The sequence below is a fragment of the Pseudomonas sp. NPDC089407 genome (genome assembly GCF_044900445.1).
Taxonomy (GTDB): Bacteria; Pseudomonadota; Gammaproteobacteria; order Pseudomonadales; family Pseudomonadaceae; genus Aquipseudomonas.
This window is the reverse complement of the sequence record NZ_JBJDNB010000051.1, coordinates 1-18920: the sequence shown is the minus strand read 5'-3', so window position 1 is coordinate 18920 and position 18920 is coordinate 1. Positions and strand designations below refer to the sequence as shown.

The window sequence follows — 18920 nt, the reverse complement described above, 5'->3', positions numbered from 1 at the left end:
CCGGGTTTGCCAACCCTGGCGGTCGCGCCGGGGCCTTTCCGATCACTGCCAAGGCTTAACGACAATGACAGCTAACGCTCAGCCTGTTTCCTGCTACGACGTGATCGTCGTTGGCTCCGGCGCCGGTGCGATGACCTCGGCGCTGTTTGCGGCCGACCAGGGCCTGTCGGTACTGGTTATTGAAAAAAGTGACAAGTTCGGGGGTACATCGGCAATTTCCGGTGGTGGTATCTGGATCCCCAACAACCACTACTTCGCGGCCAAGGGTGGCCGCGACAGTTTTGAGCTGGCGCTGCAATACCTCAAGGCGGCCACGGCTGAGCATGGCGATGAAAAACGCCTGCGAGCCTACCTTGAGCATGCCCCGCACATGATCCAGGCGCTGGAGCACAACAGCCATGTGCGCTACGCCGTGGCCGAGAAATACCCGGATTACTACCCCGAACTGCCCGGTGCACTGGCGGGTGGGCGTACCCTCGACCCGCAGCTGTTCGACACCAGCGTGCTCGGTGACGAACTGGACAACCTGCGCAAACCCTCGCCCTCGACCCTGCTCATGGGGCGGGTGGCCTGGACTGCACGGCATGCCCACAAGGTCATGTCGCGCTCGCTGGGCTGGCGCTTGTTGATCGTCGGCCTGCTGTTGCGCTACAAGCTCGACTTCAAATGGCGCCGCAAAGGCCGACGCGACCGTCGTGCCGCGCTGGGCAGCGCACTGGTCGCTGCGTTGCGCCGGTCGCTGATGGACCGCAACATCCCGCTGTGGCTGAACACCGACTTTGAAATTTTGCGCACCGAAAACGGCAGGGTCAGCGGTATGCAGGTGCGCCGTGCGGGCCAGGTACTGGAGCTGCAGGCTCGGCGTGCGGTGGTGTTCGGCTCCGGTGGTTTCGAGCAGAACCAGGCACTGCGTGAGCAATACCTGCCGCAACCGACCCTGCGCGCCTGGAGTGCCACACCCCCCGGCAACAACACCGGCGCAGCGCTGCAGGCCGGCCTGGCGCTGGGGGCGGCCACCGCCCTGATGGATTGGGCCTGGTGGGCGCCAACCATCGCTGTACCCGGTGAAGAAAAGCCGCGCGGGGTGTTTGCCGAGCGCGCCTTCCCGGGGGCAATCGTGGTCAACAGCCTGGGGCGGCGCTTTGTCAACGAAGCGGCGCCGTACCTTGAGTTTGTCGACGCGATGTACCGCGACCATCACCGCAGCGGTGGCAAGAGCATCCCGGCCTGGGTGATCTTCGATGGGCATTTTCGTTTCAACTATGCCATGGGCCCGCTGATGCCGGCACAAGTGATGCCCGACAGCCGCCTGCGCAAGGAATGGCTTGGCACCCTGTACTTCAAGGCCGATAGCCTGGCAGCGCTGGCAGGGCAGATCGGTGTCGATGCAGCCGGCCTGGCGCAGACGGCAGAGCGCATGAACGGGTTTGCCCAGCGTGGCGTCGACCTGGACTTTGGCCGGGGCGGCAACGTGTTTGACCGCTACTACGGCGACAGCAACGTCAAGCCCAACCCTTGCCTGGCGCCGCTGAGCAAGGGCCCGTTCTATGCCATGCGCCTGGACGCCGGAGACATTGGCACCAAGGGTGGCTTGCTGACCAACGAACATGCGCAGGTGCTTAGCCAGGATGGCGTCGCGATCCCAGGGTTGTATGCCATTGGCAATTGCTCGGCCTCGGTGATGGGTACCAGCTACCCCGGTGCCGGCGGCACCCTCGGCCCGGCCATGACCTTTGGCTACATCGCGGCCCGGCACATTGCCGCAAACGCGTAAGGAGCTGCCATGTCTGCTGCTGAAAAATCAACGTGCACCGATATTCAACCGGTGCTGCAGGTCGCCCACGCTGGCGCGTTGCACTGGGACGATCAGTGTGACGTGCTGGTGATTGGCTGGGGCGCGGCAGGTGCCTGCGCGGCCCTCGAAGCGCGTGCCCAAGGCGCCGATGTGCTGGTTGCCGACCGCTTTCAGGGCGGAGGCGCCAGCGCCAAGAGCGGGGGCGTGGTCTATGCCGGCGGCGGTACGCGCCAGCAGCGGGCTGCCGGTTTCGAGGACACGCCCGAAGCGATGTTTGCCTACCTCAGGCACGAGACCCAAGGCGTTGTGGCTGACGCCACCTTGCAGCGTTTTTGCCAGGCCAGCGCCGGCAACCTAGCGTGGCTGGAAAGCCATGGGGTGCCCTATGCCCACAGCATGCCGCCCGGTGGCAAAACCAGTTATCCCCCCGATGGCTGCTTTCTGTATTACTCGGGCAACGAGATGGTGCCCTCCCACCGGGGTGCGCTGGCACCTGCACCGCGCGGCCACCGTACCGTGGGCAAGGGGCAATGCGGTGCGGTGCTGTTCGCACACCTGAAGTCGGCGTGCCTGCGCAACGGTGTGCGGGCCCAGCTTCATGCTGCGGCCCGCCGCCTGGTGGTCGACAGCCGTGGGCGGGTACTTGGCGCCGAGTTGTGGTGCCTGCCCGCCGGCAGCAAGCAGGCGCAGTTGCATGCAACCTGGGCGGCACGTGCCGAACGCCTGCAAAACCTTGCGCCGCGATACAGCGAGACACTGCGCAAACGCCTGCGCCAACTGGAGCGCGATCATGCACGGCCGCGGCTGGTTCAGGCCCGGCGCGGCGTGGTGTTGAGCACGGGCGGGTTCATCTTCAATCGCGAGCTGATCGCCCAGCATGCCCCGAAATACCGGCGTAACTTCAAGGTCGGCGCCACGGGTTGCGATGGCAGTGGCTTGCGCCTGGGCCTGGCGGCCGGTGGCGTGGCCGACCGCCTGGCACGGGTTTCGGCGTGGCGCTTCATCAACCCGCCGTTATGTTGGCCCAAGGGCATCGTGGTCAACACGCTGGGGCGGCGCTTTGTAAACGAGGAAGTCTATGGCGCCACGCTGGGCGAGCCCCTGTGCGAAGAACAAGGCGGCAAGGCATGGCTGGTGCTGGACGCCCGCTTGCGCCGGCAAGCGATCAGGCAGGCACTGTTTGCGGGGTACTGGTGGTTCCAGAGTTTGCCAGCCTTGGCCCTGATGCTGTGGCGCGTGCGCAAGGGCCAGAGCATCGAACAGCTGGCTTACGCCACCGGGATGCGCAGTGATGAGCTGCGCAGTGCCCTGGGGGCCTACAACGCCGCAGCGCGCGGCGATGCCGCAGACCCCTTCGGCAAGTCTGCCGAGAGCCGCCAGGTGCTCGCCAAGGGGCCGTTCTACGCCTGTGACATTTCGGTCGGCAACCCGCTGTTCCCAATGGGCGCCTTGACCCTCGGCGGGCTGAAGGTCGATGAAAGCAACGGTGCCGTGCTGGATGCGCAGGGGCTGGCCATTGCCGGGCTTTATGCGGCGGGCCGCACGGCCATCGGCATTCCGTCGCACCTGTACGTCAGCGGCTTGTCGCTGGCCGATTGTGTGTTTTCCGGCAGGCGCGCAGGGCAGGCGGTAGCTGCAGCCCTGACGCCTGCGGTAATCGAAACCTGCGAGCAACCGACATGAGCCTGGACTACCAGACAGTGCGCGTAACCCGCGTGATTGAAGAAACCGCTGACAGCCGGTCGCTGGAGTTCGACCTGCCGGACGCGCTGAAGGCCCGGTTCGCCTATCAGCCGGGGCAGTTCCTGACGTTGCGGGTGCCGTGTGGCGACGGCTGGTTGCCGCGCTGCTATTCCCTCTCCAGTACGCCACTGGTAGATGAACCCCTGCGTGTCACCATCAAGCGGGTGCGCGATGGCCGCGCGTCCAACTGGCTGTGTGACGACGTGCAACCGGGTGACCACTTGCAGGTACTGGTGCCGGCCGGCGTGTTCGTGCCCCGGCAGCTGGACACCGACCTGCTGCTGTTTGGCGCCGGCAGTGGGGTAACCCCGGTGCTGTCGATTCTGCGTTCGGCGCTGTTGGCCGGGCACGGGCGGGTGCTGTTGGTTTATGCCAACCGCGACGAGGGCTCCGTGATTTTCCGCGACCAGCTCAAAGCCCTGGCCAGTGCGCACCCGCAGCGCCTGCAGGTGATTCATTGGCTCGACTCGGTGCAGGGCACCCCGTCAATTGACCAGTTGGCCGAGCTTGCGCGCCCGTTCGCACACGCCGAAGCGTTCATCTGTGGCCCTGGGCCATTTATGGATGCTGCGGTCAAGGCATTGCACAACCTGGGAATGCCGGGCGCCAAGGTGCATGTCGAGCGCTTTGTCTCCTTGCCCGAAGAAGGAACGGTCAGTGCGCCGCAGGTGCTGGATACCTCGCGGCCTTGCAGCCAGCTTTCGGTGCGCCTGGATGGCGAGGAGTTCGAAGTGCCCTGCGCCGAAGGCGAGACCCTGCTCGATGCCATGCGCCGTGCCGGCCTGAAACCGCCAAGCTCGTGCCTGGTCGGTGCCTGTGCCACGTGCATGTGCACGGTTGAAAGCGGTGTTGTGCAGATGCTGCGTAACGATGCCCTGGATGCCCATGAAATCGAGCAGGGCTGGGCGCTGGCGTGCCAGTCACTGGCCCGCAGCGAACACCTTCGTGTGATTTTCCCCGAATAACCTGACTGGCGAGTTTGTCACCATGACCTCAACTACCGCACTGCCGGGCACCGTCAATGCCTGGAACCCATTGCCCCTGTCGATTCCGGCCATGCTATTTGCCAGTGCCGAGCGCCACGCCGGCCGGGTGGCAATCGAGGAAGAAGGCGTTGCCATCGCCTACCGTGACCTGCCTGACCTGGCCCTGGGGGTGTGCCGTAGCCTCATGGCAGCCGGCGTGCAGGCGGGCGACCGCGTGGCCATCTGGGCACCCAACTGCCGCGACTGGGTCATTGCTGCGCTCGGCGTGCATTGTGCTGGCGCGGTACTGGTACCGATCAACACCCGTATGAAGGGCGCCGAGGCGGCCGATATCCTGCAGCGCAGCGAAGCCCGGGTGTTATTGATGCAGGGGCAGTTCCTCGGCGTGGACTACCCGGCGATGCTGCAACCGTGGCGCCCGGCCAGCCTGGAGCAGGTGGTGGTGTTCGGTGCAGCGCCCGCGCCCGCAGCGGCCGACCTCGACTGGCCCACGTTTATCGGCAACGGCGCCGCTGTTAGCGAAACACAGGCCAGGCAGCGCGCTGCGGGGGTAGGGCCGCGTGACTTGTCCGACCTGCTGTTCACGTCAGGTACCACCGGCAAGCCCAAGGGCGTGATGAGCGCCCACGGGCAAACCCTGCGGGCCTTCAACGAATATGTGAAGGCCATTGGCTTGCTGCCCGGTGATCGCTATCTGATCATCAACCCGTTTTTCCATGCGTTTGGCTACAAGGCGGGTTGGTTGACCTGCCTGCTGGCCGGGGCGACTATTTTGCCGCATGCCGTGTTCGACGCCGAGGTGGTATTCCAGCGCATTGCCGCCGAACGCATCAGTGTGCTGCCGGGGCCGCCAACCTTGTATTTGTCGATGCTTGCGCACCCGCGCCTGGCCGAGACCGACCTGTCGAGCCTGCGCATTGCCGTGACCGGCTCTTCGACCATACCGCCCGTGCTGATCGAGCGCATGCGCGTTGAACTGGGTATCCGCGTGGTGACCACTGCCTACGGCCTGACCGAATGCGGCGGGCTGGCGACCATGTGCAACCCTGATGACCCTGCCGACGTGGTTGCCGGTACCAGCGGCCGGGCGATTGACGACACCGAGGTGAGCATCCGTTCGGCGCTCAATCAGCCAGTGGCGACCGGTGAGTCCGGGGAGATCTGCCTGCGCGGCTTTCATGTGATGCGGGGCTATTTCAATGACCCGGAAGCCACCGCACAGGCGATAGATGCCGATGGCTGGCTGCACACCGGCGACATCGGCAACCTGGATGCGGCCGGCAACCTGCAAATTACCGACCGGCTCAAGGACATGTTCATTGTCGGTGGCTTCAACTGCTACCCGGCAGAAATCGAAGCCGGGTTGATTCAGCACCCGGCCATTGCCCAGGTGGCGGTCATCGGGGTAGCGGACGAGCGCATGGGGGAGGTGGGGTGTGCCTGCGTGGTACTGCGCCAAGGCCAGCAACTGGACGCGTCAGCCCTGATCGCCTGGGCACGGGAGCGCATGGCCAACTACAAGGTACCGCGGCATGTGCGGTTTTTTCAGGCGTTACCCGTCAATGCTTCGAACAAGGTGGTCAAGGGCGAGTTGCGTGACGCTGTACATGCATGAGCAGGCAGGGGCGGCTTTGCACCGCCCCTGCCCGTGCAGGCGCCCGCTTCAGTGGCCTTCAAAGCATGCAGGGCGCTTTTCGATGAAGGCCTGCATGCCTTCTTTCTGATCCCGTGACGCAAACAGCAGTGCATTGGCCTTGCGCTCCAGCGCCAACCCCGCCTCGAGCGGCGCATCCATGCCGGCCAGGATCACTTCCTTGATCTGTTCGGCCGCCAGCGGCGGCATTGCCGCGATCACCTGCGCGAGTTGCAGCGCCTGAGCCAGCACCTGGTCATCGTCCACCACCTCGCTGACCAGCCCGGCCAGCCAGGCTTCCTCGGCGCTGATCGGTTGCCCGGTCAGCGCCATACGCATGGCTTTCGCCTTGCCCACCGCCCTCACCAGGCGTTGGGTGCCACCAATGCCCGGCATGATGCCAATGCGAATTTCCGGTTGGCAGAACCGTGCACTGCGCCCGGCGACGATGATGTCGGCGAGCATCGCCAGCTCGCAGCCACCGCCGTAGGCATAGCCGCACACGGCTGCAATCACCGGTTTCGGGCAATGCTGGATCGGCGCCCAGACCCGCTCGGTGTGGCGCTGGTAAATATCGATCGGGCCTACCCCGGCCAGGCTATTGATATCGCCACCGGCAGCAAACACTTTGTCGCCTCCGGTCAGCAGAATGCAGCGTACCTCCGGGTTGCTGGCCAGCTCGGCAAAATGCTGCGACAGCAAGGCTTGCAGCTCCAGGCTAAGGGCGTTGGTCGCGTGTGGGCGGTTGAGCCGCACCAGGGTTACACCCGGCGCCGGGTATTCCAGCAGCACCGGGGCGGTCAGTGAGTCAGACATGGTCAACCTCAGGCATGGGGCGCCTCCGGGTGGGCGCCGTTGCGCGGATTGTTGCGGTCACTACCCCGGTTTTCATCGTCCGTTCAGACGACGAGGCTTGCGCGCATTGCCCCTAGAGTGACCCTCAACACAAGCATGAGGGGCACGCCATGAGCGGTCACGCGGGGCTGGATTACAACGGCAAGGTGGTGCTGGTCACGGGCGGTACCAAGGGTATTGGTGCAGGTATTGCCCGCAGCTTTCTGGCGGCGGGTGCCAGGGTGGTCGTATGCGGGCGCACGGCGCCCGAGCAATTGCCGCAGGTGGGGGATGCGCAGGCAGCGTTCATTGCGGCCGATGTCCGTGACCAAGGTGCGCTGCAAGGGCTGTTCGACACCTTGCGCCAGGACTACGGCCGCCTCGACGTGCTCATCAACAACGCCGGTGGTAGCCCCACGGCTGACGCGGCCAGCGCTTCGCCACGCTTCCACGAAGGGGTCATCCGCCTGAACCTGATTGCCCCGTTGAACGTGGCCCAGCAGGCCAACCTGCTGATGCAGGCGCAAGCCGGCGGTGGCTGCATCGTGTTCATCGGCAGTGTCAGCGGGCTGCGGGCCTCGCCAGGCACCGCCGCTTACGGTGCAGCCAAGGCCGGGGTAATCGCCCTGGTGCAATCGCTGGCTGCCGAATGGGCGCCCAAGGTGCGGGTTGTGGCGGTCAGCCCAGGGCTGGTTCGCACCGAACTTGCCCACCTGCATTACGGCGACGAGGCCGGTATCGCCGCAGTCGGCGCTGGCATTCCGGCCGGGCGCCTGGCCGTGCCCGAAGACATTGGCAACGCCTGCCTGTACATCGCCTCACCGCTGGCCGGCTACGCCAGTGGTTGCAACCTGTTGTTGCATGGCGGCGGTGAACGCCCGGCTTACCTCGGCGCGGCGCAGGTCGCGCCGCACTGATAGACCCACCTCGGCGTTGCAGTCGCGGGCGCCGCTTTGAACACGCAGGAGACGAACGTGGCTGATCCACAATTGCTATCCAAAGTGCGCGCCCTGATCGGGCGCCAGTACGGGCGCGTGAATGCCTGGGATGAGGTCAACGCGCCGATGATTCGCCATTGGTGCGAAGTCATCGGCCTGGACAACCCGCTGTACACCGACCCGGTGGCCGCTGCCGGCAGTTGCAATGACGGCATTGTCGCCCCGCCGCCCATGCTGCAGATCTGGTGCATGGAAGGCTTTCATATCAACAACTATGCCCCAGGCTCGACCACAGACAACCCGTATGAAGTGCTGGGCCTGATCGAAAGCTACGGCTACCCCTCGGTGGTGGCGGTGAACTCGGAGCTTACCTTCGAACGCAACCTGCGCCTGGGCGAAAAGCTGTACTACACCACGCGGCTCGAATCGGTCGGTGATGAGAAAACCACCGGGCTGGGCACCGGCTTTTTCGTCACCCTGATCATGGAGTACTTCGCGCAACACACCAGCGGCGACGAAAAAGTCGGTGAGTTGCTGTTCCGCGTGTTCAAGTTCCGTGCCGCCAACGTGCACGCGGCCCAAGCCCAGGTCGTATCCGAGCCGGTGCAGGCCAAGCGGCCAGCGCCCGGGGTCAGCGACGACACGCGCTATTTCTGGGAGGGCTGCGAGCAAGGCCAGTTGCTGATTCAGCGCTGCACGCAATGCGCCACCTTGCGTCACCCACCCGCACCAGTGTGTACCGCTTGCCACAGCTTTGACTGGGACACCCTGCAGGCCAGCGGCAAAGGCCAGCTTTATTCCTTTGTGGTCATGCATTACCCGCAGGTAGCGCCGTTCGACCACCCCAACCCGATTGGCCTGATCGAACTGGATGAGGGCGTGCGCCTGATTGCCGGGCTGGTCGGTGTTACGCGCGAACAGTTGCAGATCGGCCAGCGCGTCCAGGTCGAGTTCCAGACCTTCGACGACAACCTCGCGTTGCCGTTGTTCCGGCCATTGGCAGAGTAGGGGGCAGCATGGATTTCGAACTCAATGAAGACCAGCGCGCCATTGCCGAAATGGCCGGCAGCCTGATGAGTGACTATTGCACCGACGAATGCCTGCGCGACTGGGACCTGTCCGGCCAGCCCTACATGCAGGCGCTGTGGGCCAGCTGCATCGAGACCGGCCTGCACGCACTGGCCATTCCGGAAGCGGCTGGGGGCAGCGGCCTGGGCATGACCGAACTGATCCAGGTACTGGATGCACAGGGCGGCGCCCTGGCCCAGGTGCCGCTGTGGCGCCACCAGTTGGCAGCCGCCACGCTGGCGCAGTTCGGTGGCACGGCCTTGCAGCCATGGGTGGAGCAAGCCGCCGCCGGCACCGGGCTGTTGACGGTGACACTCGACGGCTTGACCAGCGTACGCGGCATCGAGCTGCAGGCATCGGCCGAAGGCGCCGACTGGCGTTTACGCGGGCGGGTTGCGGCGTTGGCGCTGGCCGAGCAGTCGGCAGCGGCGTTGGTACTGGCGTTGGTCCAGGGGCAGCCACGGCTGGTGCTGTTGGACCTGGCGCAGGCGGGCATCAGCCGTGTACCGGGCACCATGACCCACGGCGAGGCGTTCGCCGACCTGCACCTTGATGGCGCCTTGCTGAGCCATAGCCACGTACTGCCAGAAGCCGCGCTGGGCTGGCTGGCGCCTCGTGCGATCGCTGCATTGGCAGCGTTGCAGTTGGGGGTCAGTGCCGAGCAGGTGCACCGCACGGTGGCCTACATCGGAGAGCGCCAACAGTTCGACCGCCCGATTGGCAGCTTCCAGGCGGTGCAAATGAGCATGGCCGACAGCCACGTGCAGCTGGAGGTATTGCGCAGTGCCCTGTGGCAGCTGTGCTACCGCCTTGACGCAGGCCTGGCAGCGCCTAGCGAAGCCTTGGCCACCGCCTACCTGGCGTGCGAGGCCGGGCACCGTATTGGCCATGCCGCACAGCATGTGCACGGCGGCATTGGTGTCGACCTGACGTACCCGATCCACCGGTTCCTGTATTGGAGCCGCGGCCTGGCCAGTGCGCTGGGCGGGTCGTCGGTGATCCTGGAACGTCTTGGCGACTGGCTGAACGATAACGACACCTTGGGATGGAAATATGACCTTGAAGAACACCAAGCGCTTTGAAGACGTAGGCCTCGGCGAGCAACTGCCGGAGCTGACGATTCCAATCACGGTCGGCCTGATTGCCGGCGGGGCGATAGCCACCCGTGACTATTTCCCGGGGCATCACGACCTGGAAGCGGCCCAGGCACTGGGTTCACCGCATATTTTCATGAACATCCTCACCACCAATGGTTTGGTGCAACGCTTTGTGGAGCAGTGGAGCGGCCCGCAGGTGCAGTTCAAGGCCCTGAAAATCAAGCTGGGCGCACCGAACTACCCCGGTGACAGCATGACCTTCAGTGGCGCAGTGACACATCAGGATGCGGCCACACGCAGTGTGGAAGTGACCCTCAAGGGCCAGAACGCCATGGGTAATCACGTGATCGGCACGGTCTCGCTGGTACTGCCTTAATTTGCTGGAGACAACACAAATGACGCATTCGACGCTATCCGGGCGCGCCGCCATTGCCGGCTTGGGCGCGACCGAGTTTTCCAAGAACTCCGGGCGTACCGAGCTGCGCCTGGCCATGGAAGCCACCTTGGCAGCACTCAAAGACGCTGGCATCGACCCCAGTGAGGTGGAAGGGTTCAGCTCCTACTCGGTGGACAAGGTGCCCGAGTACGAGATCGCCCGCTTGCTGGGCTGCAAGGACGTCAAGTTCTTCTCCCAGGTGCCGCACGGTGGTGGGGCTGCCTGCGGGCCGGTGATGCACGCGGCCATGGCCGTGGCGACTGGCGTGGCCAAGGTGGTAGTCGTGTACCGGGCCATGAACGAGCGTTCCTGGTACCGCTTTGGTACCGGCAGCTACGGCTTTGCCTCGACCCCCACCTTTGAAAACGTCAATTACGGTTGGTACATGCCCCATGGCTTTCATACCCCCGCGGCCTGGGTCGGCATGTTTGCCCAGCGCTACATGCACACCTATGGCGCCACGTCCGAAGACTTTGGCCGGGTAGCCGTGGCGGTGCGCGACTTTGCCGCCACCAACCCGCAGGCGTTTTTCCACGGCAAGCCGATCACCCTCGAAGAGCACCAGGCTTCGCGCTGGATCTGCGAGCCTTTGCACCTGCTTGATTGCTGCCAGGAGTCCGACGGGGCGGTGGCCATGGTCATCACCTCGGTGGAGCGTGCCAAAGACCTGAAGCAGAAGCCGGTGCTGATCAAGGCCGGGGCGCAAGGTATCAGTGCCGGCCAGCAAGTGATGACTTCGTATTACCGCGACGACATTACCGGCCTGCCGGAAATGGGCGTGGTGGCCAAAGAGCTGTATCAGCAGTCGGGGTTAGGCCCGGAGGCCTTCCAGACGGCGATCATCTACGACCATTTCACCCCGTTCGTATTGCCACAGCTGGAGGAGTTCGGCTTCGCCAGGCGTGGCGAGGCCAAGGACTTCATCCGTGCCGGGCACCATGCCCGGGGTGGCAAGCTGCCGATCAATACCCACGGCGGGCAGCTGGGGGAGGCATACATCCACGGCATGAACGGCATTGCCGAAGCCGTGCGCCAGGTTCGCGGCACGGCAGTGAATCAGGTGGCGGACGTTGAAAACGTGCTGGTTACCGCCGGAACCGGCGTGCCGACCAGCGGCCTGATTCTCGGCACGGTATAAGGAGCGCCCCATGTTCGTCGACCTCACCCCCGAGCAGCGTGCCCTGCGCCTGAAGGTTCGGGACTATTTCCAGAACCTCATGACCCCTGAACTGCGCCAGCAGATGCGCGGTACCGAAGGCGGCGAGCTGTTTCGCCGCACCATCGTCCAGATCGGCCGTGACGGCTGGCTGGCGGTTGGCTGGCCGAAAGCCTATGGCGGGCAGGGCTATGCGGCCACCGAACAATTGATCTTCTTTGAAGAGGCCAACATTGCCGGGGCACCGCTGCCCTTCGTGACCATCAGCACGGTGGGCCCGGCGTTGATGGCACATGGTTCGGCGCTGCAGAAGGAAAAGTTTTTGCCGGGCATCGCTGCAGGCGAAATCAACTTTGCCATTGGCTATTCCGAAGCCAGCGCAGGCAGCGACCTGGCGGTGCTGAAAACCAGCGCCCGGGAAGAGGCCGACGGGTTTGTGGTGAATGGCAGCAAGTTATGGACCTCGGGTGCCGATTCGGCGGACTACATCTGGCTGGCGGCGCGCACCGACCCCGAACGGCCACGCCACAAGGGTATTTCAATCCTGATTCTCGATACCCAGGCCGAAGGTTTTTCCAGCACGCTCATCCCGACCTCCGGAAACCCCACGGCGGCCACGTATTACGATAACGTACGGGTCCCGCGGGACATGCTGGTGGGTGAGCTGCACGGTGGCTGGAAGCTGATCACTGCACAGCTCAACCATGAGCGCCTTGGCCTGGGTGCCTGGTCAGACAAAGTGGTCAGCCTGTTCAGCCGCGTCTATCTATGGGCACGTTGTGCCGACGAACAGGGCCATCGTGCCACTGACCATGCCTGGGTGCGCCGCGATCTGGCAGAGTGTTACGCAAGGCTCGAAGCCATGCGCCTGATCAACTTCCGTATCGCTGCCGACCTTGAGCACGACCGGGTTGATGTGGCCCTGGCGTCGACGACCAAGGTCTACGGCTCGGAATCGGCCATCGAGATCTTGCGCAAATTGTCGGCCATTGTCGGCGCCAGCGGCTTGACCCGCGCCGGCTCGGCCGCCGCGTATCTGCTGGGTGAACTGGAGTACGAAGTACGGGCCTCGGTCAACCTCACCTTCGGCGGGGGCACCAACGAGATCCAGCGAGAACTGATTGCCCAGTTTGGCCTGGGCATGCCACGCGCAGCGCGTTGAAGCACGAAGCAGGGGCACTGCGCCCCGCGTGACAATAACAATAACGTCCCTTTCAGGTGAACGAATGAGCGCAATCGAGCAATTCAGGCAAGAGACGCGTGACTGGCTGCAGGCAAACTGCCCGCCGTCAATGCGCACGGCCACTTCCGAAGGCGAGATCGTCTGGGGTGGCCGGCAGGTGGAGTTTCCCAGTGCCGACGCCCGGGTCTGGTTCGAGCGTATGCGTGACAAAGGCTGGTTCTGCCCGCAATGGCCTGTGGAATATGGGGGCGGTGGCCTGAGCGATGCGTTCAACGCCGTGCTGGAAAGCGAGCTGCGCAAGCTCAAGTGCCGCCCGGCGCAAATCAACCTGGGCATCTGGATGCTTGGCCCGGTATTGCTGGAGTTTGGCAGCGAAGCGCAAAAGCTGGCGTTGCTGCCACCGATGTGCCGCGGTGAAGTGCGCTGGTGCCAGGGCTTCTCCGAGCCCAATGCCGGCTCGGACCTGGCCAGCCTGAAAACCTCGGCCACTGTCGATGGCGATGACTTCGTCATCAACGGGACCAAGATCTGGACCTCCTACGGCGACAAGTCCGACTGGATGTACGCCCTGGTACGCACTGACCCCAAGGCGCCCAAGCACGAAGGTATCAGCCTGATCGTGCTGGACATGCAAAGCCCGGGGGTGAGCGTGTCGCCGATCGACCTTATCAGCGGCAAATCAGCCTTCTGCCAGGTGTTTTTCGACAATGTGCGGGTGCCGCGCAGCCAATTGATCGGGCCGCTGAACGGTGGCTGGAACCTGGGCAAGCGCCTGTTGCAGCATGAACGCAAGGCGATGTCCAAGTTCGGCGAGTTCAGCCTGCCCACGCACTTTGATCTGCTGGCGCTGATTGAGCAGTACCTGCCCGACAGCCAGGCCCCTGCCGACCAGGCACTGCGAGCACGTGCCCAGGCCTGCGCGATGAACGAACAGGCCTACAACCTGACCGTGCAACGCCTGGGCGAGGAAGCCCGGGCTGGCATGGACACCAGCGCGCTCATGGCAATCATGAAACTGGTGCATACCGAGCAGGAACGCGAAAAGTTCGAGATCTTGCTCGATGCCCTTGGCTACCGCGCACTGGGTGCTGCAGGCGAGGCATTCGCTGAGCAGGAGTTGGCGATTACCCGTGGCTGGCTGAACAGCTATGCCTTGACCATCTCGGGTGGCTCGTCGGAAGTGCAGCTGAATGTAATCGCCAAGCGGGTCCTGAACCTGCCAAGCGCTTGAGGGAGTGTGATCATGAGTCTGGTGTATAGCGAAGAGCAACGCCTGCTGGCCGACAGCGCCCGTGAGTTTCTTGCCGCGCGCAGCCCAGTGGCGGCGCAGCGGCGGTTGCGCGACACGGCACAACAGCCGGGTTACGACCCGCAGCTGGGGCAAGAGGCCGTGGGGCTGGGCTGGAGTGGCATACCGTTCCCTGAGGCGCTGGGTGGCCTGGCGTTTGGTTGCATGGGCCTTGGGCCGGTCTTTGAGGCGATCGGTGGCAACCTTGTGGCGACACCCTTGTTGTCCAGTGTCGTGCTCGCGGGCTCGTTGCTGCACTTGGCGGGTTCGCCCGCCCAGCAGGACCAGTGGCTGACTGCGTTGATCAGCGGTGAGCGCCGGTTGGCCCTGGCGCTGGACGAAAAACCGCGACACGACCCGGCGCAGACCGCACTGGCGGCAACCAAGGTAGCGGGTGGCTACCGCCTTGAGGGCGACAAGTGCTTTGTCATCGATGGCCTGGGTGCCGATGCCTACCTGGTTGCGGCGCGTACCGCCGGGCAGGCCGGCGACGAGCAGGGCATCAGCGTGTTTCTACTGCCGGCCGCTACGCCGGGGCTGCACATCAACACGCTGGCCCTGATCGATTCACGCAATTGTGCCTGGCTGCGCCTGCGTGATGTACAGGTGCCGGACGCAGCCCTGCTGGGCAGTGCCGGCGCGGCCTGGTCGGCGCTGGAAGAAAGCCTCGATCGCGGCCGCGCATGCCTGGCCGCAGAGCTGCTGGGCGCTGCCGATCATTTGTTTGCCATGACCCTGGGCTACCTCAAGACCCGTGTCCAGTTCGATGCCCCGATCGGCTCGTTCCAGGCCCTGCAGCACCGCGCAGCGCGCCTGCATGTGGAGCTGCAATTGGCCCGTAGTGCGGTGATGGCAGGCTTGTCAGCACTGGAAAACCAGCACTTGAGTGCGGGCGAGCGTGGTCGCCTGGTCAGCCTGGCCAAATGGAAGGCCGGCGAAGTCGCGGCGCAAGTCAGTAATGAGGCGGTGCAGATGCATGGCGGTATTGGCGTCACCGATGAGCTGGATGTCGGCTTGTACCTCAAGCGCATAAGGGTTGCCCAGGCATGCCTGGGTGACAGTGACTTTCAGTGCGCACGCTATGGCGCCCTCAAGTCCTCGGAGAACTGAACGATGAAGCTGGAACAGTGGCACAGCGCGTGGCAGCAGTTGATTGGCCCCGGCTCGCCGTACGAAGTGGCAACTGCGCCCGAGGGTGGGCTGCGGTATTTCCGTCATGCCGCGGCCAACCTGCTTGAGGCAATCGATGCCGGCCGGGTGCATGGCGAGCGTGAGTTTCTGGTGTGGGAACAGCAACGCCTGACGTTCGATGGGTTTTTCCAACAGGTCGACCGCCTGGCGGGGCAACTTTCACAACGGTTTGCTGTTGCCCAGGGCGACCGGGTGGCCATCGCCATGCGCAACCAGCCTGCCTGGCTGGTGGCGTTCGTGGCGATTCAACGCTGCGGCGCGGTGTGCGTACCGCTAAATAGCTGGGGCCTGCGTGACGAGCTGTTGCACGGGTTGCAGGACAGCGGCGCGCGGGTGCTGGTGTGTGACCTGCAGCGCCTGCAGTTCCTTAAAGGTGACCTGATCGACGAGCGCTTGCCTGCCATTGTGGTCGGCGCGGCCGGGCAGGCGTTGCCGTCCAATTGCCAACCTTACGAGGCGCTGGCAGAGGCGCCGTTGCTGGCACTGCCGCCCATCAGCATCGCGCCTGATGACCCGGCGCTGATCCTTTACACCTCGGGCACTACCAGCCGCGCCAAGGGTGTGTTGTCCAGCCACCGGGCCATTTGCCAGGCACTGGCAGCGCTGGAATTCCAGGGGGCATTTTGCGCGCTGAGCTCGCCCGAGCGGATCAAGGCGGTGATCGACAGCGGCTTGCCGCCGACCAACCTGATGGCGGTGCCGTTGTTCCATGTCAGTGGCCTGCATGCACAATTTCTGTTGGCGCTACGCAGTGGCCGGCGTTTGCTGCTGATGTACAAGTGGGACGTGGACAAGGCGTTCGACCTGATCCGTGACGAGCGCTGCACCCAGTTCAACGGTGCGCCGGTCATGATGCAGCAGTTGCTCAACTCGCCGCGTTTCGCCAGCAGCGACAGCGACTCCCTCCATGGCCTGGGCCTTGGCGGGGCGGCAGCTTCCAGCCGGTTGCTGGCCCATATCACCCGGCTCAAACCCCTGGCCATTGGTGGCAGTGGTTATGGCCTGACCGAGAGCAACGGCATTTGCGCCGCCGTGGGTGGCGATCAGTTCGCCTACAAGCCCGACTCGGTCGGCTGGCCGCTGCCGATTGTCGATGTGTGCATTGGCCCTGACCCGGGTTCGCCGCTGCCGGCCGGGCACAGTGGCCTGATCTGGTTGCGCTCCCCGACCCTGATGAATGCCTACTGGCAGTTGCCGCAGGCCAGCGCCGAGGCGGTGCAGGACGGCTGGCTGGATACCGGGGATATTGGCCACCTGGATGATGAGGGTTTTCTCTACATCACCGACCGGGCCAAGGACCTTATCAACCGTGCCGGCGAGATGATCTCCGCCAGCGAGGTCGAGTCGTGCATCTGCGAAATGCCTGGCGTGGTCGAAGCCGCTGCCTTTGCAATTGCCGACGATGACCTGGGTGAACGGTTGGCGCTGGTATTGCGCTGCGAGCAGGTACCGGCGCCGTCCAGCGAGCAGGTATGCGCCTTTATCGGGCAGCGGCTGGCGGCTTACAAGGTACCGGCCGAGGTGCACCTGCTGCACACCCCTTTGCCGCGCAATGCGTCGGGCAAGCTGATCAAGGCGCAGCTCAGGGAATTATTGGTCGACGCCTGACCGCGTAGTCTTTCCGGACGATGTTCTCCCCGGCAGATCAGGAACAATGGAGTACCCCAGTAGTCCTGGTCTGCGAAGGAGTCAACCGATGAAAACAACAACAGGCGTGATGTTCGTAGCAGCAGTGGCCGTCAATATCGGCCTGCAAGGCAACGCACTTGCGCAAGTCTCGCCAGAAGAAGCGGCCAAGCTCGGTAATCAACTGACCTGCGTCGGTGCTGAAAAGGCCGGCAATGCCGAGGGCACCATTCCACCCTACACCGGCAAGTACCTGGGTGAAGTGCCGGGCTGGAACCACGTGAAGTTTTCCGGTGATCAGCCGGTTGACCCTTACGCCAACGAAAAGCCGGTACTGGTGATTACGGCGCAGAACATGAGCCAGTATGAAAGCCACCTGACCGAAGGCCAGAAGGCATTGTTCAAGCGTTATCCCACCACCTACAAGATGAACGTCTACCCGGGGCACCGCGACTTTCGCTACCCGGACTACGTTTGCGAGCGGGTAAAACACAACGCCTTGCATGCCAGGCTGGTTGATGACGGCATGGGCATCGAGGGCCTTGGCCAGGTACCGTTCCCGATCCCGAAGAACGGCCTGGAGCTTTTGTGGAATCACCAGTTGCCAGCCCGTGCCTATACCGAAGAAAAAGTCAGCGACCTGGCGTCGGTATTGCCCAACGGCAGCATTGGCTGGGGGCGTGCGCACGCCCGCAACATGTCCCAGGCCAACTCGCCGACCGTCGAGCCGAAGACCGAAGATGGCGTACAGGCGATGAGCTGGAACACCACCTTGAAGCCTGCGCGGGACAATGGCGTGGTGAGCATTTCGCATGAGCCCTACAACTTCCTGGCCAACCCGCGTCAGGCCTGGAGCTACAGCCCATCCACCCGCCGCGTGCGGCAGCTGCCCGGCTACGGCTATGACCAGCCGATGATTGGCACCAACGGCACCATGACCGTGGACGAGGACCGCCTGTACAACGGCTCGCCCGAGCGCTTCAACTGGACATTGATCGGCAAGCGTGAAATCTATGTGCCAGCCAATGCCTACAAGCCCAATGCCGGTGATGTGAAATACGCCAGCATATTGACCCCGAATCACCCCAACCCCGACTACATGCGCTATGAACTGCGCCGGGTGTGGGTGCTTGAGGCGAAGTTGAAGGAAGGCTATCGCCATGTCTATGGCAAGCGTGTGCTGTTTATCGACGAAGACACCTGGAACTCGGTGCTGGCAGACAACTACGACAGCCGTGGTGCCCTGTGGAAGCATGCAATGATCAACTACTACTACCACCCGGACATGAGTGCCTGGCAGGCTGGCTCGCAGTTTTTCATGGACCTGAACTCTGGCCAGTACACCGGTTACGGCATGACCAACGAAGCGAAGAAAGGGCCGATCCTCAACGAAGCCAAGTTCACACCGGACATGTACACCGCCGATGCCGCGCGGGCGATGGGGCGTTAACGGCCTCGATCAGCGGTATGTAGCAAACCAGGTCGGTTGCCTGCAAGGCAGCCTACCTGGGCATCGGGCCGCTATGCGGCCCTTTTTTATTGGCCGGTGCCATGCAACGCGTTGCCCAGGTGTTCGCCGTGCCTTTAGCATCGCCTATGCGATCGAGCGCCGCCCGCGCGGCGCTTCGCGGCACAAGGCCGCTCCCACATCTGTTTCGGGCCAATTATGCCTGTGCCTTTTGCGCGCGCACCCTGGGTGCATGGCTGGAGATTGATGAAAAGCGGCGGCGTCCCCTTCAATATCGAAGGGAACAAACAAGGCGGGCAGAGGTGACCTCACAGAAGTAATTGGCCCGAAACAGACTGTGGGAACGGGCTTGTCCTAATGCCAGTCAGTTAAGAAAAGACAGAGTGTTCTCCATGCTTTTAGCAGCGCCTATTCGATCGCGCGCCGCCCGCGCGGCGCTTCGCGGCACAAGGCCGCTCCCACATCTGTTTCGGGCCAG

Annotated in this window: 15 protein-coding genes; 14 read left to right on the top strand and 1 reads right to left on the bottom strand. The window is 63.9% G+C overall.

All coding sequences use genetic code 11. From position 1 onward, the window contains the following. Positions 1–64 precede the first annotated feature (64 nt). The 4 genes from ACI2KG_RS27490 to ACI2KG_RS27475 all read left to right on the top strand — a co-directional run bounded on the left by ACI2KG_RS27490 (position 65) and on the right by ACI2KG_RS27475 (position 6139). A complete protein-coding gene (locus ACI2KG_RS27490) occupies positions 65–1774 on the top strand; it encodes an FAD-dependent oxidoreductase (protein WP_404664037.1) in 1710 nt (569 codons plus the stop codon). A 9-nt stretch (positions 1775–1783) separates the two neighbouring features. Then, complete coding sequence (locus ACI2KG_RS27485; RefSeq protein WP_404664036.1) at positions 1784–3478, top strand: FAD-binding protein; 1695 nt, start codon at positions 1784–1786, stop codon at positions 3476–3478. Then, positions 3475–4503, top strand: coding sequence for a 2Fe-2S iron-sulfur cluster-binding protein (locus ACI2KG_RS27480; RefSeq protein WP_404664035.1), 1029 nt, complete (start codon positions 3475–3477; stop codon positions 4501–4503). Before ACI2KG_RS27485 ends, ACI2KG_RS27480 begins: the two co-directional genes overlap by 4 nt. 91 nt (positions 4504–4594) lie before the next feature. Further along, positions 4595–6139: a FadD3 family acyl-CoA ligase gene (locus ACI2KG_RS27475; protein ID WP_404664057.1), complete on the top strand. Its 1545-nt coding sequence runs from the start codon at positions 4595–4597 to the stop codon at positions 6137–6139. A 48-nt stretch (positions 6140–6187) separates the two neighbouring features. On the opposite strand, the gene ACI2KG_RS27470 is transcribed toward ACI2KG_RS27475, so the two are convergent. Beyond that, positions 6188–6973 (bottom strand): enoyl-CoA hydratase, encoded by a 786-nt coding sequence (locus ACI2KG_RS27470; protein ID WP_404664034.1) that lies wholly within the window; start codon positions 6971–6973, stop codon positions 6188–6190. A 149-nt stretch (positions 6974–7122) separates the two neighbouring features. Between ACI2KG_RS27470 and ACI2KG_RS27465 the strand changes: the two genes are divergently transcribed. The 10 genes from ACI2KG_RS27465 (at position 7123) to ACI2KG_RS27420 (ending at position 18424) form a co-directional block, all read left to right on the top strand. Next, positions 7123–7908: an SDR family oxidoreductase gene (locus ACI2KG_RS27465; protein ID WP_404664033.1), complete on the top strand. Its 786-nt coding sequence runs from the start codon at positions 7123–7125 to the stop codon at positions 7906–7908. A 57-nt stretch (positions 7909–7965) separates the two neighbouring features. Continuing rightward, positions 7966–8937, top strand: coding sequence for a bifunctional MaoC family dehydratase N-terminal/OB-fold nucleic acid binding domain-containing protein (locus ACI2KG_RS27460; protein ID WP_404664032.1), 972 nt, complete (start codon positions 7966–7968; stop codon positions 8935–8937). Positions 8938–8945: 8 nt separating this feature from the next. Beyond that, positions 8946–10079, top strand: a complete 1134-nt coding sequence (locus ACI2KG_RS27455) for an acyl-CoA dehydrogenase family protein (RefSeq protein ID WP_404664031.1) — start codon at positions 8946–8948, stop codon at positions 10077–10079. Further along, on the top strand, positions 10051–10470 hold the full coding sequence (locus tag ACI2KG_RS27450; protein WP_404664030.1) for a MaoC family dehydratase: 420 nt from the start codon (positions 10051–10053) through the stop codon (positions 10468–10470). The genes ACI2KG_RS27455 and ACI2KG_RS27450 overlap by 29 nt, the downstream gene beginning before the upstream one ends. A 19-nt stretch (positions 10471–10489) precedes the next feature. Beyond that, positions 10490–11668 (top strand): lipid-transfer protein, encoded by a 1179-nt coding sequence (locus ACI2KG_RS27445; RefSeq protein WP_400622218.1) that lies wholly within the window; start codon positions 10490–10492, stop codon positions 11666–11668. A gap of 10 nt (positions 11669–11678) precedes the next feature. Then, positions 11679–12848, top strand: coding sequence for an acyl-CoA dehydrogenase family protein (locus ACI2KG_RS27440; protein WP_404664029.1), 1170 nt, complete (start codon positions 11679–11681; stop codon positions 12846–12848). 64 nt (positions 12849–12912) lie between these two features. Continuing rightward, complete coding sequence (locus tag ACI2KG_RS27435; RefSeq protein ID WP_404664028.1) at positions 12913–14100, top strand: acyl-CoA dehydrogenase family protein; 1188 nt, start codon at positions 12913–12915, stop codon at positions 14098–14100. Between the two features lie 12 nt (positions 14101–14112). Beyond that, a complete protein-coding gene (locus ACI2KG_RS27430; protein ID WP_404664027.1) occupies positions 14113–15267 on the top strand; it encodes an acyl-CoA dehydrogenase family protein in 1155 nt (384 codons plus the stop codon). Between the two features lie 3 nt (positions 15268–15270). Continuing rightward, complete coding sequence (locus ACI2KG_RS27425; protein ID WP_404664026.1) at positions 15271–16956, top strand: class I adenylate-forming enzyme family protein; 1686 nt, start codon at positions 15271–15273, stop codon at positions 16954–16956. Between the two features lie 109 nt (positions 16957–17065). After that, a complete protein-coding gene (locus tag ACI2KG_RS27420; protein WP_404664056.1) occupies positions 17066–18424 on the top strand; it encodes a DUF1329 domain-containing protein in 1359 nt (452 codons plus the stop codon). Positions 18425–18920: the final 496 nt, after the last annotated feature.